Below are 22,077 nucleotides of genomic sequence, written 5' to 3'. Positions count from 1 at the left end.
CCGGCTCTGCCGCTTCGCGGTCCGCGGGCTGGCATTGCCTCGTCAGCCACGGCACCGGTGACACTTGACGGTCGTCGCGCGGAGTCGGCTCTTCGTCGCACACCCGGGTTATCTGTTCATCACCGAGGGAGGAACAGCTCTATGTCCCTACGCGATTCCCGTGTCTCGGGTGTTACACCCGCTGACCAACGCGCACGCGCGGGTGCAATTCTTGCCGCGGTGATCTCATGCGTTGCCGCGTTCAAGGGCCTGAACGAATCAGTAACGCCGCCTGCACTTCCGATCTTGCAGGAGCAATTCCAAGTCCCCGGATCGACGATCTCCTGGGTCCTCACGGGCATGCTCCTCACCGGCACCATCGCGACGCCCATCGCGAGCCGGCTGGGTGAGGTATGGGACAAACGCCGCACTCTGCTATGCATACTCGCCATCGTGGCGACCGGAACTCTGATGTCGGCGCTATCGATGTCCATCGAGATGCTGATCATCGGGCAACTGCTGCAAGGTGTAGGTCTGAGCACCGTCCCACTGGCCATCGGCATCATCAGGGACACCCAGAGCGAGGCCCGGACGAAATCGGCGAACGGCATTCTGGTCGGCGCCATCTACGGCAGCACCGCGGTCGGAACAATGGTCGCTGGACCGATCGCAGACCACCTCTCGTACCGGTGGTTGTTCTGGGTGCCGTTCATCGCGCTGGCCGGCTGTATGGCGGCGGTGTGGTGCTTCGTGCCCCGCTCCTTGCGCACCAGCGGCGATAGACCGAGTATCGATGTCGCCGGCAGCGTCCTGCTGGCCATCGCTCTGGCATGCATTCTGCTGGCGCTGACGTTCGCGCCCGGATGGGAGTGGCGGTCACCGCAACTGCTGCTGCTGTTCGCAACTGGACTGGTGGCCATCATCGCCTTCGTACGCGTCGAACTCACCGGCAACGAGCCGCTGGTCGATCTGCGGGTCATGCGCAGTTTCACCGTCATCGCGTCGTCAGGCCTGATGTTCCTCGCCGGATACTGCATCAACGCCACACTGATCAACGTCCCCATTCAGACGCAGTTGCCGGCCTCCACCGGTTACGGCCTTGGTGGATCAGCGACCGTCACCTCCGTCATCCTGGTGACCACCACCTTGATCGGGCTCACCGCACCGTTGATTTCGGTGCTGGACAGATTGATCGGGTCCCGGTTCGCCTCGTCGATCGGACCGATCTCGATCCTGGGCGGCGCGGTACTGATGGTGGCAGCCGGGCACCGGGGCAGTATCGCGATCGTCTTCCTGGCGACATTGTTCGTCATTTTCGGCCTGACGGTGTCCATGACTCAATCACTGAACCTTGTGGTCACCGGTGTCCCGGCGAACAAGGTGACCGAGTTCAATGGTCTCAACTTCGCGATCCAGGCGGTGGCGGGAACGATCGGCGCCCAGGTGTCCGGCGCCGCCCTCACCGTCGACGGAGGTGATCCCGGCGCACCACCTCCGTGGAGCGGATTCGCCATCTCCTGGGGACTGTCCGGTGTGATCGCCCTTGCCGCCCTCGTCCTCGTGCTGGCTGTCCGAACCTCGAAAGTGTCGGCAGCGTAGTCAGGTCCGCCGGATCCGGGGGCGGTCCTATCGCTGATACCACAGTTCTTCCCGCACCGTCAGGTGATGGTGAGACCACCGTCCACCAGATCCAGACCAAGAGAACGGGTCGGCGACATCGGCCCCGCTTCGGCGAATGCCTGCGCGAGGGCCTCCCCGAGACTCATCATGGCTCTCACAGTTGGTGAAGGCCGGGCTTCCAGCTTGTCCGTGTCGGACAGTCAGCCCGCCGGCCCGGTGGACCTGAGGCAGGTCAGGGCTTGCATGGCCGCGGTCGACATCGTCGCGACGATCTCTTCTTGGTCCAGCCCCTTGTTGAGCGTGGCCACGGAGTTGAGCATCGAGAACACCGCCTGCGTCAACAGCCGGACCTGCGGTTCTGATAGATCTGGGCGGAGCTGAAGGACAACCAGAACCCATTCCTGCGCATACTGATTCATCTCACGGCGAATGCGGCGCCGATCGGATTCCGGAAGTGCGTGCTCGTTCTTCAGGAAGATGAGAGTCCTCGGCGGATCGGCGATCACGGATCTCACATGGAAGTCGACCATTGCCGTCAGCGCGGCACGTGGATCTGGTTCGGAGTCGACGGTGGCCCGAGCGAACTGATGTAGCTCCTGCAGCCCTTCTTCGACGACCGCGATCAGCAGCGCCTGCTTGTTCTGAAAGTGGCGGTACAGGCCCGGACCAGAGATCCCCGCTTCGGTGGCGACCATGCCGACCGTCACCGAGTCGTACGGGTGGTGCAGGAACAGATCGGCGGCGGCATCCAGGAGCAGTTTCCGCCGCGAGCCACGGGGCTGTGGTTCACTCTTCCGCCCGACCGCGACCTCTGCCCCGATAGACGCTGTCCCCGACGATGCCATAAGGGTCCACCATACCCCGCATCGGATTCACATCTGCGGCAACGGACGACATCGCGCCGCGAAGCCCGTACCGTCGCCTTCGCGCAGGTGACGACACCATTGCGCGCACCCCACCCTGCGACACAGCTGTTAGCGATGATTCACCAGCTCGGGTCAGCACCACCGTCTCCGGCCCATCTACACCGAGAACTGATGGGTGCACCGCCATTCCGACCGGAGCATTCTCTTTACGCAGAAGCGGTTGTGATTAACATCGTTACGTAACCGAGAGCATCGCGTCGCCTCGGTACGTCTAGCGCAATCTGCCTGTACACCAGTCTTATTGACGGCAATCTGCGGTTGCATCTTGACAGTGCGCCTCGCTGGCCATAGGTTAATGAGCATTCACATTGGAGGAGATGGAGAAGGGCATGAGATTCATATTCATGAGCGAGGGCGAGACTGCCCCCGGCGCCTCGTACGAGCACCGCTATCGCGAACTCATCGATGAGGTGCTCCTGGCCGAAGAGGTGGGTTTCGATGCGTTCGGCACCTCGGAACAGCATCTGGCCATCGGTACTGCCACGACGTCCGCGCCCGAGGTGCTGTACCCGTACCTGATGGCCCTGACCAACAGGATTCGATTCGTTCACTTGGTCACCTTGCTTCCCACCCGGATCAACCACGCCCTCCGCGTCGCCGAGCGGTTGGCCACCGAGGATCTGCTGTCTCACGGTCGGGTCGAACTCGGCGTCGGGCGAGGCAACACCACGCTCGCATTGCGTGCTTTCGAGGTCTCACCCTCGGAGAACAAGTCCCAGCAGCTCGAGGGAATCGAAGTCATCCGCCGCGCTCTGCACAACGACGTGTTCTCCTTCGTCGGCGAGCACTACAAGATCCCACCCCGCAGCCTGGTTCCCAGAAGCATCCAAACGCCCTACCCCCCTATCCACATGGCGACCGGGAGTCCGGAATCTGTCCGGGCAGCCGCCGGCCTCGGCATCGGCGCCATCGTGGGTGGCTTCTACCTCGGCTTCGATTTCGTCGAGAACATGATCCGTCTCTACGACGATGCACTGGCCTCGGCAACGCACACCTATCCGGTACAGGCCGAGCGACTCGTGGCGATCGGCGGAGGCATGCACTGTGCGGAGACCCGCGAGGAGGCCCGCACGGGGGCCCGCGGTCTCAAGGAGACGGTCGGCCTGTCCACCGATGCCTATGAGCGACTGTCGAAGCTGTCCAGCGACTACCAGTACATGGGCGCGGTGAAACATCTGGACTTCGACGACGAGCGTTACATGTTCGAAGACTCGTCCGGATTCATCGTCGGCGATCCCGACGATTGCATCGCCCAGGTTCAGCGTTTCGCCGATCTCGGAGTCGATTCACTGGTCATGCGTATCGACGGCCTACCACACAAAGAGCTCATGAAGTCGATCGAACTCTTCGGAAAGTACGTCATCCCGAAGTTCAAGAACCCGCGTGGCGTGGCACGCACCCCGGAGGCCGTCCTGGCCGATATCCGCGCCGCGCGTCCCGCGCACTATGCCGAACGAGAAGCCTTTGAGGAGAACATGAACCAGAAGCAACCAGCAGTCAGTGGCGTGGGCGCGGGTGAGGCGTGATGAGCACCCTCAACGGCGACGACATCTTCGCACGCTATCCGGAAGAGATCCTCATCGAACGCAAACCCAACGGCGTTGTCCTGATCACCCTGAACAGGCCAGAACACCTCAACGCGCTCACCATGCCGATGTTCGAGATGATGGGGAGCCTGCTGCTCGACATCGACCGCGACCCACAGACCCGGGTCGCCGTCATCACCGGCGCGGGCCGCGGCTTCTGCACGGGTATGGATGTCGCCCAACCCGATCCATCGCTGGAAGACGCGATCGCGCTCATGGAGACCGAACGCAAGCGCATCCTGGCGACGCTGAACATGGACAAGCCGATCATCACGGCGATCAACGGACCGGCCGTCGGTTGGGGTCTGTCGCTGGGACTGCTCGCCGACATCAGCATCGCCGCCGAGGACGCTGTTCTCATGGACGGGCACACCCGTGTCGGCGTGGTCGCCGGCGACCACTCATCGCTGATCTGGCCGCTGCTCGTCGGCATGGCCAAGGCCAAGTACTACCAGCTCACCTCCGCTCGCTTGACGGGAATCGAAGCCGAACGGATCGGGCTGGTCAGCCTGGTGGAGCCCAGAGACAAGGTGCTCGAACGTGCACTGGCGATCGCCGACGATCTCGCGCTGGGCTCGCAACGCGCCATCCAGTGGACCAAACGGTCGCTGAACACCGGTTGGCTGACCAACGCGATTCCGCAGCAGGAGCTCTCGGCCGCTTTGGAAACACTCAATTTCGCCGGTGCCGATTACCTCGAGGCGCGGAAAGCCTTCCGGGAGAAGCGCCCCACGCGTTTTCCCTCTGCGCACGGCGATCCTGCCGCACCGTCACCGGAGACGGTCAGCCAGGCATGACTGATATCGCCAACGCTGCGCTCCCCGGGCTGACGTGGGCCGACCACTCCGGTGTCCTCGTGGTCACCATGGACCGACCGCCGGCGAATGCGTTGAACCACAGCCTGGTGGCCAGCCTTCGCACGTTCTTCGCCGAGTTGGCTCCCCAAGCCGCACCGGCACCGGTGGTCCTCACCGGTGCCGGTGCGCGCTTCTTCACCGCCGGGGGCGACATCAAGGAGCTCGAGGGCACTGGGCCGGCGGAGATCGAGGGACGGATGCGGGACTTCCACGCACTGCTCGTCGCACTGGATCGGTTTCCCCGGCCTCTCGTCGCGGCAGTCAACGGGCACTGTGTCGGGGGCGGAATGGAACTGGTGCTCTTCGCCGATACCGTCTTTGCGACCCCGAACGCGAAGTTCGGATTCCCGGAGATCAACCACGGTCTGCTGCCGGCGGACAAGGGGATCCAGCGCGCCGAGCGCATCATCGGGGCCCGCGCGGTCCGGTCGATGGTGTTGTCCGGGGACCTGTTCTCGGCCGAGCAGGCCGTCAGGATCGGATTGGTCGAACACCTCGAAGAGCCCGACACCCTGCTTGGTTCGGCCATCGTGGCGGCGCGCACCGCCGGGGCAAAGGCTCCGGTTCTGTACGGCGCGCTCAAGCGCAGCGTCAACGATCCCGACGACGCCCGGGATGAACGGTCGTTGGCCGACACGATCGCTGCCGCGAACGCTTACTTCGTGGATCCCGTGGCCGCGGGGCTGCGCGCCGGCTGGAATCGGGACAAGGTGTTCACCAGCCGCCAACCGACAGACCGATAGCACCAACGAGCTCGCCGAGGACGAAGGCAGACAATGGTCGTAGAGAGAACTTTCCGAACAGCCAGGTCGATGCCGGCGCGGCATGCGGCCCTGAGCGCGTGGGATGAACGAAGCACGCGATCAGGATCAGATCGCCGGCCGAGCTCGCCTGTCGGGGCGGGGCAATGAGTGAGTCGGCGTCCGTGGGCGACGCCGGCCATGAACTGCGGATCGAGCGGATGACCAGCGACGAGGTTGCGGCTGCGATTGCGCAGGGCGCACGCACCGCAATCCTCCCCCTGGCCGCCGTGGAGCAGCACGGTCCGCATCTGCCGCTGTCGATGGACGCCGATCATGCCGACGAGCTCGCGATACGCGTGGCGCGCAAGCTCGGGGATGCACTGGTCCTGCCGACGGTGCGGGTCGGGTACTCACCGCACCACCTCGGTTTCCCGGGAACCCTGTCGCTGCGCGCCTCCACGCTGGAAGCAATCTGCGAGGACTACGGCGTGAACTTGGCAGATTCGGGCTTCAGCACCCTGGTGCTGTTCTCCGGGCACATTGGGAACTATCCGGTGATGCGCGAATTCGAGGCCCGGCTCACCGCCAAACTGGCACCTCTGTCGGTGATCGTCTTCACCGGCAGTCAGGCGATCCTCGACGCGTGGCGTGCCGCAGCAGAACCGTCTGGGCGCGGCGACAGTGTCGGCGGGCACGCCGATATCGCCGAAACGTCGATCATGCTCGCGCTGCATCCCGAACGCGTGCGGGTCGATCGACTGGTTCCCGGCTACCAGGTGACCACCGACGACGCCTTTCTCACCCGTGTGCTCGACGAAGGTCTCAAAGCCTTCTCCCCCAATGGCATTCTCGGCAATCCCATCGGAGCCGCTCCCGCGATCGGTCGCGCTTGCCTGGACGCGGTCACCGGGCTGATCACCGACTACGTCCGCAGCCGGGAAGCGCCAGTTCGTCCATCGAGCCAATCCCTCGCCGCACTGCACGCCGCGTCCACTGAGGAAGACGAAACATGAACACTTTCACCGCGATCGGCTCCGGTGCCGCCGCCCATGACATGTCGCGGCTTCGCAGGCTGTACGGCCGGTATCCGACCGGCGTGGCCGCCATCTGCGCTGTGCGCGACGGTCAACCGGTGGGGATCGTGGCCACGTCGTTCACCCCGGTATCCATGGAGCCCGCCTTGGTATCGATCTGCGTACAGCACACATCGACGACGTGGCCGCAGCTGTCGCGAGAAGACCATGTCGGGATCTCGGTGCTCGCCGAAGGACACGGGCAGCTGTCGCGTCAATTGGCGGCCAAGAACGCCGATCGCTTTGCCGGGCTGACCTGGTTCGCCAACCCTTCCTCCGCTGTCTTTCTCGCCGACGCCGCGGCCTGGCTCGACTGTCGGATCAGTACGTCGATCACCGCGGGCGATCACGATGTCGTGCTGATGGAGGTCATCAGTGCCGCCGACGACGAGACCGTATCGCCACTGATTTTCCACGACAGCCGTTTCCGGACGATGGTCACCGATGACAAGCCCCAGTAAGGTCCGACCGCACGCCGAGTTCCTGCCCCGCGCCGACCAACCGGCCTGGAAGATCGCGGAGCTCGCCGCGGATCCCGCCGCGGTGCCGGCCGAGACCAGGGCCATGGTGATCAACCGCATCATCGACAACGCCGCTGTTGCCGCCGCCGCCTCGAGTCGGCATTCCATCACACTGGCGCGCGCCCAGGCCCGGGCACACCGGACCACGCCAGGCGCCGCGATCTTCGGCATCGACGGCGCCTACTCCGCCGAGTGGGCCGCCTTCGCCAACGGTGTCGCGGCCCACGAGCTTGAGCTGCACGACGTGTTCCCGGCCGCCGATGACGCGCACCCCGGCACCACCATTCCGGCGCTGACGGCCGTGGCCCAGCAGACGGGGCTTCGCGGCACCGATCTGGTCAACGGCATCGCGACCGCCTACGAGGTGTACATCGCCCTGATTCAGCGAACTCACCCGGCGCAGAGAGCGGTCGGTCATCCCGGACAGGTGAGCACCGCGGTGGCGGCCGGCCTGGGCACCATGCTCCGGCTCTCCCCCGAGACCATCTACAGCGCCATCACCGACACGGTCCAGTTGACTGCCGCCGGCCGCTGGCGCCGGCGGAGTCCGGAGGCCGGCAGCAACGGCTACGCACCCTCCTACGCAGGCAAGGTGGCGATCGAAGCTGTTGACCGCGCCATGCACGGCGAACGCCACCCGCGTCAACAAGAGGTCACCGGCGACGGCGGGTACGACTGGCTGTTGACCGAATACGACTCCGGGGCACGGTTACCCGCGCCGGGCGAACCGAGGACGGCCATTCTCGACAGCTTCCCCCGAAAGCACTCCGCCGCCTACCACTGCCAAGCCTGGATCGATCTGGCCCTGGCGATGCGGGACCGGATCGGCCGGGTCGAGACCATCAAGTCCATCGTCTTGCACACCCGGCAAGACGCTCACGTGACAGCCGGCGCCGGAGATCCGCGTGTGTTCAACTCCCAGCCGGCGCGGGATGCACTCGCCCACTCGGTGCCGTACGTGTTCGCCGTTGCGCTGCAAGACGGTGCCTGGCATCACGAACAGTCCTACACACCCGAGCGGTCGCAGCGGGCGGACACGATGGCCCTGTGCCAACAGATCTCCACCATCGGGAGTCCGGCAGAAATGGTGCTGGGTGCACGGGCCACGATCACGATGAAGTCCGGCGCGGTGATCACCGATGAACTCGCCGCCCCCGACGCACACCCGTCGGGTGCCCGCCCCTTCCAGCGCAGCGATTACATCGCCAAGTTCACCGAACTTGCCGAGGGGGTCATCGACAGGCGAGAGCAACAGCGCTTCCTGGACGTGGTGACCTGCCTGAGCGACCTGAAACGGGGAATGCTGGGCATGCTGAATCCTGTTATCAGCCAACATATCCTGGATGAAGCACCCATCACGCACGGAATCTTCCCCTGAGCGCACGTGCCCGCCGACACGTGACCTACCGCCTCCGGTTCGGCCCTACATAACGCGCCTCGCGCGCGATGGCGTCGAGATCTCCGGCGTCATACATCTCCTCGACGAGATCGCCGAACGCTGCCAAGATGGCGGCCCGCCGAATGGTGCCTTTGGCCGTGAGTTCGCCGGCTGCCACCGACAGCTCCCGCGGAAGAACCCGGTACTTCTTCAGCTGATAGGGGCGTGCGAACTCGGCGTTCACCTCGTCGAGCCACGCGCTCACCGCGTCGTCGCGGTCCCGCGCCGTCAGCTTCTCGGCCTCTTGGCTCATGCTCAACAACACCGAGAGGTACTTTCGTCCGTCGCCCACGACGATGGCCTCGTCGATGAGCGGGCTGGCCTTGAGACGCAGTTCGATCGGTTGCGGGTTCACCATCTTGCCGCCGCTGGTTTTCAGGACATCCTTCAACCGGCCGATGATCTTCACTTCGCCGTCGGGTGCGAGCTCCACCAGATCCCCGGTGCGGTACCAGCCGTCCGACATCGCCGCCGCGGAGGCCTCGGGATTCCCCCAGTAGCCGACGAACAGCGAGGGACTGCGTAACTGCAATTCCCCTTCCGCGGAAACCCGCAGCTGCCAGCGCGGGTCCGGCAGACACTTGCCGATGGTGCCGGGTGCCGGAAAGGACCGGTCCCATTGTGCCAGTACCGTTCCGCAGGTTTCGGTGGTGCCGAACAGCTCTCGGAGGTCAAGGCCCCACATGTGCCAGAGCGCGGCCACAGCGGGGGTCATGCTTCCCGATGCCGTCCAGGTCACCTGGATGCGATCCATACCCACCTTGGCGAGCAGCGGGACGAACACCAACTTGCGGGCTACCGAGTCGGCGGCACGCAAGTACCCGGGCAGTACGCGTTGCTGCCAGCGCCGCGCACTGACCCGCCGGGCCACCGTCATCGCCAGGCGGTAGCGGAATCGGAACACCCTGCCCGATCCGGCCAGTGCCTGCAGAGCCTCGGCGGCCAGCTTCTCGTGCATCCGCGGGGGCCACAGCACCGCGGTGGGTCGGACTCCGATCAGCGCCGCGAGTCGCTCCTCGATGCTGCAGTGGGTGATGACCAGTCGGGTCATGATCGGTGCGTACACCGCGATGAGAGCCGGGGCGACGTGCGACAGGCCGAGGAAGCCGACGAGATCGTGACGTGTGCGCCCGAGTTCGGGATAGGACATCGCGAAACCGAGGACGGAATACTGGATCGTCCGGTGGGTGTGCGTCACCCCCTTGGGCGCACCCGTGGAGCCCGAGGTGTAGAACAGGCCCGCCGGTTGATCGACATCACCCGCCTCGACCAGCTTCTCGAAAAGCGCAGGGTCTGCGGCAGCCAGCCGGCGGCCGTCGGCACACATTTGCTGCCAGGTCTGAACCTCGACACCGCCGGCCAGACCCGACGGGCGGATATCGAGCCCGACGGCGATCCGCAGCCGATCGAGGTCAGCGCTCAGCGCGGTCACCTTGTCCGCATCGTCCGCGGTTTCGACGAAAATCGCAGTGGCCCCGCTGTTTTCCAACACGTGTCGAACCTCTGGGCGGGAACTGGTCTGGTGAACACCCACCGGGATGCCTCCGACGCTCAGAATCGCCAGCGCCGCGACCACCCATTCGGGGCGGGGCCCGGCCAGGATCGCCACGCGGTCACCCGCCGCGATGCCCGATCGGTGCAGGGCGAGCGCAATCGCGCGGACTTCATCGAGATAGGCACGCCAGGATGTCGGGCGTATCGCGCCGGCAGACCAGCTCTGGAATGCGACGGTATCCGGCTCGGACCGCTCCCGGTCGCAGAGCATCTGTGGAAATGTCCGATCGACGGCCTCGAAGGCCGTCAGGGCCGAAAGCACCGGCCCACTGCCACTTTTACCGGCACCCAACGGCGTCATAGCGGAATTCTCACCCATCAGCTCAGTACCTCATTGAGGTTTCGACAGTTTGCGGCGCAAGCCTCGGACTCGTCCCAGCGCCGAGGCGGGCAGCGGCGAAGACCGGCAGAGACCCCACCGCGTCGACCATGGCACCCCGAACCGCTGGAGCGATCATTGTGTGAACAGATATTAACCTAATCGTGTCTCGTACATCTTGTCAACGGTCACCCGACCGCGGTCCGATCCCCCTGCCCAAGCCCGGGTAGATATCCACGTCATCACCTATTTTTACGGTGGGGACAGCCGGCGCGAGCCGAACCCCGCGCCGCCCGTGGCCGACAATGGCCGACAATGGCCTGATGTTAATGATCGATAACTACACATGGGTCATCCGCTCGTCCGAGTGGCACCGACCCGCACACCGCCGAACGGTGCGGGCGAGCGGGATATCGTGACGGGCATGACTGAAGACCGCCCATCCGCCAGAGGTTCTCGGCGCGAGCTCTTGTTGAAGGTCGCCGCGGACCTCTTCATGGAGCATCCCTACGATTCCGTGACCGTCGGAATGGTGTGTGCGAAAGCAGGCATCTCCGCACCAGGTCTCTACCGTCACTTCCAGAACAAGCAGGCCCTGCTGATCGCCGTCGTGGAGAATCCGATCGGCTCACTGCACGAGTTCGCCCGCAAGGTCGCCGAGGAGCAGGATGATCCGCACGCAGCGCTGACGGCCATGGTCGACTTCCATATTCGAAGTGTCGTGGAAGGACCGCCGACTCCTCTGATCTTTCTCAAGAACGAGCATGCATTTCCCGAAGCCGACCGACGACGGATTCGACGTGCGATGAATCTCTATGCCGAAGAATGGATCTCGGTCGTGTCGATCCTCCGCCCCGATCTATCGGATCCTGCCGTGCGCCTGCTGACCCAGACCGTTTTCTCGATGCTCAACGCCGCCGCAACGCTGCACAAGGGACTCGACCACGAGACGATCGTCACCACCATGTCCACCGCCGCCTATCACGCGCTGACGGCCTCTTCCCGGCCACACGTCTGATCCGGGCTACTTCAGGAGGGCCCGGCTCATCACCACCCGCTGGATCTGATTCGTTCCCTCGTAGATCTGCGTGATCTTGGCATCACGCATCATTCGCTCGACCGGAAAGTCGACCGTGTAACCGGCACCGCCGAACAGTTGGACCGCATCGGTGGTGACCTCCATCGCGATGTCGGAGGCAAAGCACTTCGATGCCGCCGAGATGAAGCCGAGGTCACCCTCGCCCCGCTCGGCGCGGGCTGCGGCGTTGTACACCATCAACCGTGCTGCCTCGACCTTCATCGCCATGTCAGCGAGCATGAACTGCACGCCTTGAAAATCACTGATCGCCCGCCCGAACTGTCTGCGGCCCCTTGTGTATCCGATCGCCGCATCCAGGGCACCTTGAGCGATACCGACCGCTTGTGCTCCGATGGTCGGACGGGTGTGGTCCAACGTCGCCAACGCCGTCTTGAAACCGGAGCCCGGCTCGCCGATGATCCGGTCCCCCGGAATCCGGCAGTGCTCGAAGTACAACTCGACGGTCGGCGAACCCTTGATGCCGAGCTTGCGTTCCGCGGCGCCGACGGTGAAGCCCTCATCCTCGATATGGACCGCGAATGCCGAGATCCCGTTGGCGCCCTTGTCGGGGTCGGTCACCGCCATCACGGTGTACCAGGTTGATTTACCGCCGTTGGTGATCCACGCTTTGGTGCCGTCGAGAATCCAGTCTTCGCCGTCAGCTCTTGCGCGCGTTCGCATGCCGGCTGCGTCGCTGCCCGCCTCACGTTCGGACAGCGCGTAAGAGGCCAGCTGCCCACCCACAAGATCCGGTAACACCCGCTTTTTGAGGTCTTCCGAGCCGCGCAGGATCAACCCCATGGTGCCCAGCTTGTTGACGGCCGGGATCAGCGACGCCGATGCGTCGACCCGGGCCACCTCTTCGATCACGATGCAGGTGGCCACCGAATCGGCGCCCTGACCGCCGTACAGCTCGGGCACGTGGACCGCGTTGAAGCTCGAGGCGTTCAGCGCCTCCAGCGCCTCTTGCGGGAATCGCGAGCTCTCGTCGACATCCGCTGCGTGCGGCGCGATCTCCTTCTCGGCGAGCGCACGGATTGCAGCACGCAGTTCCTGGTGTTCCTCCGGCAGACAGAAGAGGTCGAACGACGATTGCACCATGGGTTCTCCTCTTAGCGATGGGTGGCTGTGCTGGCTTCCGATGGGGAAACGCCGGCGTCGGCCGGCGCTCCCCTGGGCCACGACTCCAATCGGGTCCGGACCGAGGTCAGGTAGCGGGCCGCATCGGCACCGTCGATGAGCCGATGGTCGTAGGTCAGCGACAGGTACACCATGGGCCGGGTGCGGATGAGCAGCGAACCACCGGTGTCACGTTCGGGCACAAGCCGTTCCGTCGCGGCACCGATGCCCAGGATGGCGGATTGGGGCTGGTTGATGATCGGAGTGTCGAACAGTGCCCCTCGACTTCCGGTATTGGTGATTGTGAACGTGCCACCGCTCAGGTCGTCGGGTCGTATCGAGCCGTCGCGTACGGCCGCGGCCGCCGATGCGATGGCCGTACCCATCGCCACGACATCTCGGTGCTGCGCATCACGGATCACCGGCACCATGAGGCCCTTCGGACCGTCCACGGCCACCCCCAGGTGCACTGAGCCGTGGTAGGTCACCTCAGAACAGTCGCTGTCGACCGTCGCGTTGATGATGGGATGCTCGGCCAACGCATCGACCGCGGCCACCGCGACGAAGGGCAGATAGGACAGCCGGAAACCGGTTCGGTCTTGAAACTGCTGTTTCATCTGCGCACGCCGAGTCGCGACGGACGTGAAGTCGGCTTCGACGACAGTGGTCAGTTGTGCTGCGGTGTGAAGAGATTCGACCATCCGGCGCGCGATCGTCCGACGGATACGCGGGAGCTTCTCCACCCGGTCGATTCCGGCATCAGGGTCCGGCTGCGCAGCCGGCGGCGGCGCGCATTCGGACGTGGGGTTGACCGCGGCCATGGCGAGCGGTGCCGGCGCGGGTTCGGGTTCCGGTAGTGGTGGCTCCGGCAGGTCCGGGGCTTTGCTCGCCGGTGCAGCGATGCTGAGCCTCGCGACGACGGCACCCACCATCACCAGGGCGTCCTCAGGTTCTGTGATCTGCACCAGGATGCCGGCTGCGGGAGCCGGAATCTCGGTGTCGACCTTGTCGGTGGACACCTCGAGCAGCGCTTCGTCTTGTTCGACCGGATCACCCACCGTCTTGAGCCACCGGGTGATGGTCGCCTCGGTGACACCTTCGCCAAGACTGGGCAGCGTCACCGAGATCTCACTTTCGGCAGTGGTCATGTCACACCGTCCCGACGAGATCGAGCGCCGCACCGACGATGCTGTCGGTGTCGATGCCGTGATACCGGTACACGTCCTCCAACGAGCCGACCTGACCGAACCGGCTGACACCGAGCTGAATTCCCGGGACACCGTTGACTGCCGGGAGAAAGGCCAGGGTGTGCGGATGGCCGTCGAGGACGGTCACCATCGGCGCGGCGCGGCCCGCCGGGAAGAGCTGATCCAGAATCCACGTCGGTCCGTCGCCGCGTCCCTGCCGGGCCTGCAATGCCTCGAACAGCAGTCCCGCACTGGTGACACAGACGACGTCGGCGTCGACGCCGTGGCGGGCGAGCTGGTCTGCTGCGGCCACGGTCTCGGTCATCAGGGCGCCCATCCCGACCAGAGTCAGCGACGGGTGTGCGGCCCTGCGCAGCACGTATCCTCCGGCCAAGACATGCCGGCGGCGGCGCTCCCGTCCCGCAGCATCCTCCGGAACTGCCGCCAGCAACTGGTCCACCGGTCGCGTGGACAACCGGATGTAGGCCGATGTTCCGTCGGGACGGCCGAGACGGCCGATGCACGACAGCAGTGTCCATTCGACGTCGATGGCGAAAGCCGGTTCGTAGCTGACGCATCCCGGCTGTTCCAGACCGATCGACGGTGTCTTGATGGACTGGTGGGCACCGCCTTCCGCGGCCAAGGTGACACCGGACGGGGTGCCGATCAGGATCGACTGTCCACCGGCATAGATCCCGTACGACCACGGTTCCAGCGCGCGCTCGACGAACGGGTCGTACAGCACGCCGATGGGTAGCAGCGGTTGTCCCCACCGACTCCAGGTCGCGCCGAGCTCCCCCATCAGCCCGACCAGATTGGTCTCGGCGATCCCAAGTTCCATGTGTTGACCGCTCGGCCGTTCACGCCAGTGCATGATGGTCTCCGGATCGTCGTCGAACCAGTTGCGGCGCTCGCTCGGGGACCAGACACCGACCTTGTTCAGCCAACCGGCCAGGTTCGTCGTCGAGCTCACGTCGGGGCTGACGGTCACCACCCGTTTGGCCGCCTCCGGCGCCTGTCGGCTCAAATCGAGCAGCGCGCGGCCCAGCGCGGCTTGCGTGGTCGCCGTACCCGAAGGGGTACGTCCGAGATCGGCCGGTATCGGCGGAGGGGGCATCATCTGCACGGGTTCGCGTTCGAGGCGTTGCGCCGTCTGCGCGCAGAGCCGGCCCGCCGCGGTATCAGGCTCGAATCGTGGCCAGGGATCGTCGACGTTCATGCCGAGTTCCCTAGCCAGCTGCTCGTACTGCTCCGTGGTGAGCAACGACGAGTGATTCTGCGGATGTCCCTGGGTCGGTAGCCCCCGGCCCTTGATCGTGTAGGCGATGATGACCGTCGGGCGCGCGTCGTCGATCTGCCCGTACGCCGCGCGCAGCGCAGAAAGATCGTGGCCACCGAGATTGCGGATCGCTTGGAGCAGTTCCGCATCCTCCAACTCGGCCACCAGAGCGGCGATGGCCGACGCCTCCGGGCCGGATCCGGGTAGTCGTTGACGGAGTTCCTCTGCGGGGCAGCGCAAGAGGCGTTGATACTCCGGATTGGGCATATCGAGAATCCTGTTGCGAAGGGCGGAACCACCCGGACGGGCGAACAGCGATTCCAACAGGGCGCCGAACTTGACAATGATGACCTGCCAGCCCGCCGCAGTGAACATGGCCTCCAACCGCCCGGCGGCGATGTTCGGCACCACCCGGTCCAGCGACTGCCTGTTCAGGTCGATGATCCAGACGATCTCACCCAAGTCGGCAACCGAAGGGTCAAGGATCGCCTCCCATACCGCGCCTTCATCCAACTCTGCGTCGCCGACCAGCGAATACTGCCTGCCCTTGCCGATGGTGCTGATCTGAGTGTCGACATATCGGCGCGCGATCGCGCCCCAGATCGGCGCAGTGGCACCGATTCCCACTGATCCGGTCGAGTAGTCGACCGGATCGGGGTCCTTGGTGCGGCTCGGGTAGGACTGCAGCCCGCCGAACTCGCGCAGCCTGGGCAGATAGGACGCGTCGAGTTCACCGATGAGGTAGTTGATGGCGTGGAGGACCGGTGAAGCGTGCGGCTTGACCGAGACCCGGTCGCCGGGCTGCAACTGCTCGAACCACAGGGACGTCATGATCGACACCATGGAGGCACTGGAAGCCTGGTGACCGCCGACCTTCAGGCCACTGGTGTTCGGTCGAATCCTATTGGCATGGTGAACAATCGCGGTCGACAACCACAGGACCCGCTGTTCGATCTCGTGAAGCGGCGTCGTGGTCGTGTCGATTTCGTGGGCAGTGTCGCGCACTGCGGCGTGGCCAGGCATCGAGCATCCTTGTCGGTGAGCGAGGTGTGGAAGCGGCGCCTCTGCACTGGACTCAGATCATGAGTCTGCGGCCCTCCTCGTGCAGGGCCCCTCGATAAGGGGACCCGACATCGCGGTGACGCATCGTCAGCCGAGGTACGGTTCGCTCGTGCAAAAAGTCATGCTCAGTGGACCACCGGCTCAATGTCTGCGCAATACGCATCCGCATTCGTGTGCAATCTGCTCATCTAGATCGACTCGCATCTTCTCAGGATGGGCATCGTGACAAACAAACCGCGCGTTGACGCGATCGATGCCAGGATCATCAAGGCGCTCAGCGATGATCCGCGAGCCACCGTGATCGCGCTCGCCGACGCCACCAAACTGTCCCGCAATACCGTCCAGGCACGCCTGAGCAAGTTGGAAAGCCATGGCGTGCTTCGATCACTCGAACGCCGGATCGATCCCGCCGCAATCGGATACCCGATCACCGCGTTCATCCTGACCCGAGTGACACAGCGCAAACTTGGACAGATCGCCGCTTCTCTCCAGCAGATTCCCGAGGTGATCGAAGTCCACGGATTGGGCGGAGTCACCGACTTGATGATCCATGTGGTGGCGCGCGAAGCCGACGACCTCTACCGGATAGCCGGACAAATTCTGGATATCGACGGTGTCGAGCAGACAACCACATCGCTGGTGATGCGCAAGCTGGTCGATTACCGGATCACTCCGCTGCTCGACGACCTCATTCACCAGCCCAGAGATTGATCGATCTGCCCACGGAGGGACGTCCCGGCACGCACTTGTATTGGCAGAATGCGCGATATCGCCGATACGCGTTGTGTGACGGACTACCGCAGTGTTCACTCGGTGGCACTCTCCCGACACGATCGGTACCTCGTCCGAGGCGGCGCAACGTCATGGAAGTTTACCGAGCCGGCACACCGCTGGCCGGTTCCAGCACAATCGACCCGAGGAGGGACGCCGGGATGAATACCAACGGCCAATCAGCGCAACGCACGTCGATGGCTTACGAACCGTTGACGCCCGTGGCTTACCTCGAGCGGGCGGCCAGCTGTCATGGGGACCGACGGGCCGTGGTCGACGGTGAGAACGAATGGACCTACCAAGAACTGCACCAACGGTCCGCGCAGCTCGCTGGGGCGTTGGCACAGGTGTCATCGGGCCGGCCCGTAGCGGTGATGGCTCCGAACTCGCATGTTCTGCTGGAATCCCATTTCGGCGTCCCGTGGTCCGGCTCGCCGTTGATCGCACTCAACACACGCCTCTCGGCAGCCGAGATTTCCTACATGCTCAGCCATTCGGAGGCCTCCGTACTCATCTACGACGCGGATCATGCGGAGGTCGTCGAACGCGTGCGCACACAGATGAGCACTCCGCCCCTCCTGGTGCAGGCAGACGATGACCCGCAGGGCGACTATGAGCAGATGTTGACGGCGGCCTCGCCGGTACGGCGCACACCGAAGGACGAACTGGGGTTGCTGTCCGTCAATTACACCTCGGGGACCACGGGAAAACCCAAGGGCGTGATGTACTCTCACCGCGGCGCCTATCTGCAGGCACTGGCCATGGTCGGTCACACAGGCTTGTCACCATCGGCGGTCTACCTCTGGACACTTCCGATGTTCCACTGCAACGGGTGGTGTTTCCCGTGGGCAGTCACAGCCGCGGCCGGCACACATGTGTGCTTGCGCAAAGTCGACCCCTCGGAGGTCTGGCGACTGATCCGCACACAGCGCGTCACGCACCTCAACGGCGCTCCGACCGTGCTGTCGATGATCGCGTACGCAGATGAGGCGGACACCATCGAAGGCACACCTGTGCGGGTCGCCACCGGCGGCGCACCGCCCTCGCCGGCCATCCTGCGGCGCATGACGGCACTCGGATTCGACGTCACCCATCTGTACGGATTGACCGAAACCTATGGGCCCGCCGCGATCTGTGATTGGCGTCCAGAGTGGGACGAACTCGATCTTGATTCGCGTGCGAAGAGGAAAGCCCGGCAGGGCGTCGCGAACATGATCTCCTGCGATATTCGCGTACTCGCCGACAGCGGCGCCGACGTGCCTTCGGACGGCATGAGCACCGGTGAGATCGCTCTGCGCGGCAACAACGTGATGCTTGGGTATCTCCATGACCCGGAAGCCACCGCGTCGGCGGCACCGGACGGCTGGTTCAGAACCGGCGACCTGGGTGTGCGCCATCCCGACGGCTACATCGAATTACGCGACCGCAGCAAAGACGTGATCATCTCGGGCGGAGAGAACATCGCCTCGGTAGAGATCGAGCAAGCGATCATGGAGCACCCGGCCGTTCTCGAGGTTGCGGTCATCGCCGTACCCGACACTCAGTGGGGTGAAGTTCCGGCCGCCCACGTCGCACTCAAGCCCGGCTGCGACGCGACTGCCGACGACATCATCGATCACGTGCGCTCGACCATCGCGCGATTCAAGGCGCCCAAACACGTCATTTTCGGTGACCTACCGAAGACATCCACGGGCAAGACTCAGAAGTACCTTTTACGCGAACGCGCCTGGCAAGGCCGGGAAAATCGCGTTCAGTGATGTCGTGAGGAGCCCGGGAGACCGACCCGCGCGACCTGTGGCGGCAGGATCAGGGCGCCGCATGGCGAACATTCTGCGAAGGGCGCGACTCTCGACACCGAGGCACGTGCGCACTCTGCGCAGCAGCAGCACGTCAGGTTGCCTTCATTGCGCGAAAGATGTTGCGCTAGAGCCATTCCACTGCTGAGACCATGTCGCCTGGTGCACCGCCGGGAAGGATTCGAGATGACAAACTGGACCAATCCGACCGGAGGCACCACGGTAACCGCCGATGACCTGGCTTGGCGGCTGGCCGACCTGCTGCCGGCCGCGTTGCCTGACATGGACCGGCACGCGATCTACGTGGCGCTGGGGTGCCGGCACTTCCGTTCTGCGATCACCCTGTCTCTGCGTGCGCTGATCGAGCAGCGCCTCCGGTTGTCCGACGTTGTCATCGACGATCTGCGTACATGGTTGGCTGCGCTGCACGACGATCGCGAACGCGGTTCCCTCGAGGCGCTGTTGCAGAGGGTGATCCACCGCGAAACCGCGCGCACCATACCCCCGTTGGGACCCGGCCGACGCCCACAGCTCGGCACGACACAGGTTGGTACACGCGCGGAGCGGCACGTCGACCGGTAGTCGGTGATCGCCGCGTACCGCGCGGCACCGGGTTCATCGTCGGGACGCCGAACCCGGAGGCGGCAGTGAAAAGCCTCGACTTGCCTCACCAAAGGCAATGCTGCACAGATTAATTCGCGTACAGATGTCGTACCGAAGGTAAGCAAGGCCACACCACGGACCCCACAGCATTCATCCCATGTTTGAGACACTCATGTGGTGGGCCGACGGTGAGCAGGTATCCGCCGGCGTCCGCATTCGATTGATTGAACCCCATCGACCGTCCCTCGATGGCGCAGCAGAGCAAGGAATGACGATGCCCCCGATAGACGTGGCAGCGGCGACCCCCGTTGCTACCGAGAACCCCCCTGCTGCAAGCACATCGGAGTGCTTCACACGTGAGGTGATGCCGTACGCGCATGCCCTGTTGCGAAAGGCACGCCAGCTGACGCGCAACGACGCCGATGCCGAGGACTTGACGCAGGAGACCCTGCTGCGGGCGTATGCCGGCTTTGGACAGCTGCGCCCCGACAGCAACGTCCGCGCCTGGCTCTATCGCATCCAAACCAACACGTGGATCAGCACCTACCGTGCCCGCAACTGCCGTCCGGCAGAAAGCCTGACCGGCTGCATCACCGATGCTCAGCTGGCCCATGACATGCGCGGCGGCACGGCGGCATGGGCCTCGGCAGAGGTCGCCGCACTAGAGCATCTACCTCACGATCAGATCACGGCCGCGCTGCATCACATCGCCGAAGCGCAGCGTACCGTCGTCTACCTTGCCGACGTGGAAGGCCTGCCCTACAAGATGATTGCCGAGATGACCGGGATGCCACTGGGCACGGTGATGTCGCGAATCCACCGCGGCCGGCGCGCTCTGCGTGGCCTGCTCACCGACTATGCCCACCGTTGCGGCTACCTACGTTCGGCCGAGGCCATCGCGGCCACCGGCGGTGGCGCGGGCACCGCCTCATGAAGGCGGCTTTCACTGGATGCTTCACTGCGCCCCCCCCCCGGGCCCCCCCCCCCCCCCCCCCCCCTGCACACGAACGGTGCTCGGCTACTTCACGACCGCCCCGGAGATGTTGATCATGCGCAGGATCGCCGCGACCGCGTCCTGCGAGTGGACTCCTGGAGTCAGAACTTCTTGCAGAAGCAAGCCACGAAGCGCGGCGATGACGACGGTGGAAATACTCAGGGCTTCCTTCGCTTCGCGCCCTTCGCTTTCCGCCAGCGCGGCGAGCACTCTCGTCAGGTCGTCGAGCGAGTCGATGAACTCACCAAAGTCCCCTGGGCTGTACGCGGCCAGTCCTACGACGTGAAAGAAGCCGCGGACACGCGACCGTTGCGCTGGGCTGCTGTAGGCCCGCCAGATCGCCATGACGAAGTCGTCAAAGGTGCCCCGCTGGGCGGTCTTCAACAGCGCCTCGTTGTCACGTGACCGCTGCACCGTGAGCATGGCCGCCAGGACGCCCGCGAGTGACCCGAAGTGGTACCGCAGCAAGGCGTGGCTGGTCTCGGCCCGGGTGGCGACCTCGCGCAGCGACAACTCCGGCGAGGGAAGGCCGTCCCCGAAGGCGTCGAGAAGCCGAGTCAGCAGGCGGTCGCGGGCATCGCCTTTGCGTTCCGCGCTTGACAGGATCACGCGAACAGTTTATCCATTGGATAAGAGTTTTCCAATGGATAAAATCTGCTGAGGGCGCCGTGCGGCCGGGCCGCCGAGTTGTGAAGGATCTTCGATGAGCTCCATGTGGCAGGGCTGCCTCGCCGACACCGACTATTTCGAGATGCGTTCCAGCGCTGGGCAGGACTACGGCATCTGGATCACCACCCCACCGGGCTATGACCCCGCCACGACGCAAGCGCCCGTCGTATATGTGCTCGACGGCAACTTCGCCGTGGGCCTGACAGCTCCACTCATCGTCACCCAGATGGACCCCATGCAACGGATCCAGCCTTATATCCAAGTCAGCGTCGGCTACGCGGGCGAAGGGGCGCAGGACTGGGATCGGCTGCGCAACAGAGACTTCGTGCCGCCCGGCGAGCCTATCGCCAAGGAACTCGTCGACGCCGTGGAAATGGGACTACGAATGGGCGCGCGGACACGCGAGGAGGCCGACGCCTATCTCGCCGAGTTGCGTGATACCCACGCCGACGTGTTCCTGAATTTTCTTACCGCGGAACTGCATCCGCGGATCGAACACGATTTCGGCACGGCCGCCAGCGGTCACGGCCTTTTCGGCTACTCCTACGGCGGACTTTTCAGTCTCTACACCTGGCTCACCGGCACCACCCTCTTCGAGAGCATCGGAGCGGGCAGTCCCGGCGTCATCGCCGAGGACAGTCTGATCTTCGCCCGACTTCACGAGTTGGGCGACGGCCGACGTGCCGCCAAGCTTCACGTGACCTTCAACGACCGCGAGCTCCTCGGAGACCTGGCGGTCTACCAGAGCCTCGCGCAGAACACGGCCACCGTCCTTCACCGACTCACCTCACGCGGCGAACCGGTCACCAGCGAGCTCCTGCACGAAACGCATGTCACCGGCCTTCAGGCCTCGTTCCTGAGCTACCTCAGGACTTGCCGTCCGCTCTGAGCGCGAACGTCGCC

Annotated in this window: 19 protein-coding genes; 13 read left to right on the top strand and 6 right to left on the bottom strand. The window is 64.6% G+C overall.

The genetic code is table 11. The features are described 5' to 3' along the window. Nucleotides 1-141: 141 nt before the first annotated feature. On the top strand, nt 142-1,578 hold the full coding sequence (locus tag H7J86_RS29110; RefSeq protein WP_267295178.1) for an MFS transporter: 1,437 nt from the start codon (nt 142-144) through the stop codon (nt 1,576-1,578). A 221-nt stretch (nt 1,579-1,799) separates the two neighbouring features. On the opposite strand, the gene H7J86_RS29105 is transcribed toward H7J86_RS29110, so the two are convergent. Then, on the bottom strand, nt 1,800-2,444 hold the full coding sequence (locus H7J86_RS29105; RefSeq protein ID WP_090357482.1) for a TetR/AcrR family transcriptional regulator: 645 nt from the start codon (nt 2,442-2,444) through the stop codon (nt 1,800-1,802). A 410-nt stretch (nt 2,445-2,854) separates the two neighbouring features. Here H7J86_RS29105 and H7J86_RS29100 point away from each other — a divergent pair, with 410 nt between their 5' ends. From H7J86_RS29100 to H7J86_RS29075, 6 genes are all read left to right on the top strand, one after another. Beyond that, a complete protein-coding gene (locus H7J86_RS29100; protein ID WP_267295176.1) occupies nt 2,855-4,051 on the top strand; it encodes an LLM class flavin-dependent oxidoreductase in 1,197 nt (398 codons plus the stop codon). Continuing rightward, on the top strand, nt 4,051-4,908 hold the full coding sequence (locus H7J86_RS29095) for an enoyl-CoA hydratase-related protein (RefSeq protein ID WP_187095574.1): 858 nt from the start codon (nt 4,051-4,053) through the stop codon (nt 4,906-4,908). Before H7J86_RS29100 ends, H7J86_RS29095 begins: the two co-directional genes overlap by 1 nt. Then, entirely contained in the window at nt 4,905-5,711 is an 807-nt protein-coding gene (locus tag H7J86_RS29090; protein WP_267295174.1) for an enoyl-CoA hydratase/isomerase family protein, read from the top strand. Before H7J86_RS29095 ends, H7J86_RS29090 begins: the two co-directional genes overlap by 4 nt. Nucleotides 5,712-5,875: 164 nt before the next feature. Continuing rightward, nucleotides 5,876-6,724 (top strand): creatininase family protein, encoded by an 849-nt coding sequence (locus tag H7J86_RS29085; protein WP_235632835.1) that lies wholly within the window; start codon nt 5,876-5,878, stop codon nt 6,722-6,724. Beyond that, nucleotides 6,721-7,245 carry a flavin reductase family protein gene (locus H7J86_RS29080; RefSeq protein ID WP_090357476.1) on the top strand — a complete coding sequence of 175 codons (525 nt, stop codon included), beginning with the start codon at nt 6,721-6,723 and terminating at the stop codon, nt 7,243-7,245. The genes H7J86_RS29085 and H7J86_RS29080 overlap by 4 nt, the downstream gene beginning before the upstream one ends. Further along, nucleotides 7,229-8,683, top strand: a complete 1,455-nt coding sequence (locus H7J86_RS29075) for an MmgE/PrpD family protein (protein WP_267295172.1) — start codon at nt 7,229-7,231, stop codon at nt 8,681-8,683. Before H7J86_RS29080 ends, H7J86_RS29075 begins: the two co-directional genes overlap by 17 nt. A 25-nt stretch (nt 8,684-8,708) precedes the next feature. Here H7J86_RS29075 and H7J86_RS29070 read toward each other — a convergent pair whose 3' ends face one another. After that, nucleotides 8,709-10,598 carry an AMP-dependent synthetase/ligase gene (locus H7J86_RS29070; protein ID WP_267295170.1) on the bottom strand — a complete coding sequence of 630 codons (1,890 nt, stop codon included), beginning with the start codon at nt 10,596-10,598 and terminating at the stop codon, nt 8,709-8,711. Nucleotides 10,599-11,040: 442 nt separating this feature from the next. Between H7J86_RS29070 and H7J86_RS29065 the strand changes: the two genes are divergently transcribed. Next, a complete protein-coding gene (locus H7J86_RS29065) occupies nt 11,041-11,634 on the top strand; it encodes a TetR/AcrR family transcriptional regulator (protein ID WP_267295168.1) in 594 nt (197 codons plus the stop codon). Between the two features lie 6 nt (nt 11,635-11,640). On the opposite strand, the gene H7J86_RS29060 is transcribed toward H7J86_RS29065, so the two are convergent. From H7J86_RS29060 to H7J86_RS29050, 3 genes are read right to left on the bottom strand one after another with little or no spacing between them, the layout of a single operon-like run. Continuing rightward, nucleotides 11,641-12,795 (bottom strand): acyl-CoA dehydrogenase family protein, encoded by a 1,155-nt coding sequence (locus H7J86_RS29060; protein ID WP_267295166.1) that lies wholly within the window; start codon nt 12,793-12,795, stop codon nt 11,641-11,643. An 11-nt stretch (nt 12,796-12,806) separates the two neighbouring features. Next, nucleotides 12,807-13,961, bottom strand: a complete 1,155-nt coding sequence (locus H7J86_RS29055; RefSeq protein ID WP_267295165.1) for a 2-oxo acid dehydrogenase subunit E2 — start codon at nt 13,959-13,961, stop codon at nt 12,807-12,809. Nucleotide 13,962: 1 nt separating this feature from the next. Then, complete coding sequence (locus H7J86_RS29050) at nt 13,963-16,302, bottom strand: thiamine pyrophosphate-binding protein (RefSeq protein ID WP_267295163.1); 2,340 nt, start codon at nt 16,300-16,302, stop codon at nt 13,963-13,965. A 252-nt stretch (nt 16,303-16,554) separates the two neighbouring features. Between H7J86_RS29050 and H7J86_RS29045 the strand changes: the two genes are divergently transcribed. The 4 genes from H7J86_RS29045 to H7J86_RS29030 all read left to right on the top strand — a co-directional run bounded on the left by H7J86_RS29045 (nt 16,555) and on the right by H7J86_RS29030 (nt 20,445). Then, nucleotides 16,555-17,052, top strand: coding sequence for an Lrp/AsnC family transcriptional regulator (locus H7J86_RS29045; RefSeq protein WP_090357466.1), 498 nt, complete (start codon nt 16,555-16,557; stop codon nt 17,050-17,052). 221 nt (nt 17,053-17,273) lie between these two features. Beyond that, the gene (locus H7J86_RS29040) at nt 17,274-18,869 is read left to right on the top strand and encodes an AMP-binding protein (protein ID WP_308204882.1); all 1,596 of its coding nucleotides are present in this window, start codon (nt 17,274-17,276) and stop codon (nt 18,867-18,869) included. A gap of 225 nt (nt 18,870-19,094) precedes the next feature. After that, nucleotides 19,095-19,490, top strand: a complete 396-nt coding sequence (locus H7J86_RS29035; RefSeq protein ID WP_139169949.1) for a hypothetical protein — start codon at nt 19,095-19,097, stop codon at nt 19,488-19,490. A gap of 385 nt (nt 19,491-19,875) precedes the next feature. After that, nucleotides 19,876-20,445, top strand: a complete 570-nt coding sequence (locus H7J86_RS29030; protein ID WP_267295161.1) for a sigma-70 family RNA polymerase sigma factor — start codon at nt 19,876-19,878, stop codon at nt 20,443-20,445. Between the two features lie 84 nt (nt 20,446-20,529). Here the strand turns inward: H7J86_RS29030 and H7J86_RS29025 are convergent, their stop codons facing one another. Beyond that, nucleotides 20,530-21,114, bottom strand: a complete 585-nt coding sequence (locus H7J86_RS29025) for a TetR/AcrR family transcriptional regulator (RefSeq protein WP_187095579.1) — start codon at nt 21,112-21,114, stop codon at nt 20,530-20,532. Nucleotides 21,115-21,217: 103 nt separating this feature from the next. On the opposite strand from H7J86_RS29025, the gene H7J86_RS29020 reads away from it, so the two are divergent. Then, nucleotides 21,218-22,063, top strand: a complete 846-nt coding sequence (locus H7J86_RS29020; RefSeq protein ID WP_267295159.1) for an alpha/beta hydrolase — start codon at nt 21,218-21,220, stop codon at nt 22,061-22,063. The last annotated feature ends 14 nt before the right edge of the window (nt 22,064-22,077 follow it).

This window comes from Mycobacterium hackensackense, assembly GCF_025822555.1.
Classification (GTDB): domain Bacteria; phylum Actinomycetota; class Actinomycetes; order Mycobacteriales; family Mycobacteriaceae; genus Mycobacterium; species Mycobacterium fluoranthenivorans.
Note: the sequence above shows the minus strand (reverse complement) of the source record. Positions and strands in the feature narration are given on the sequence as shown.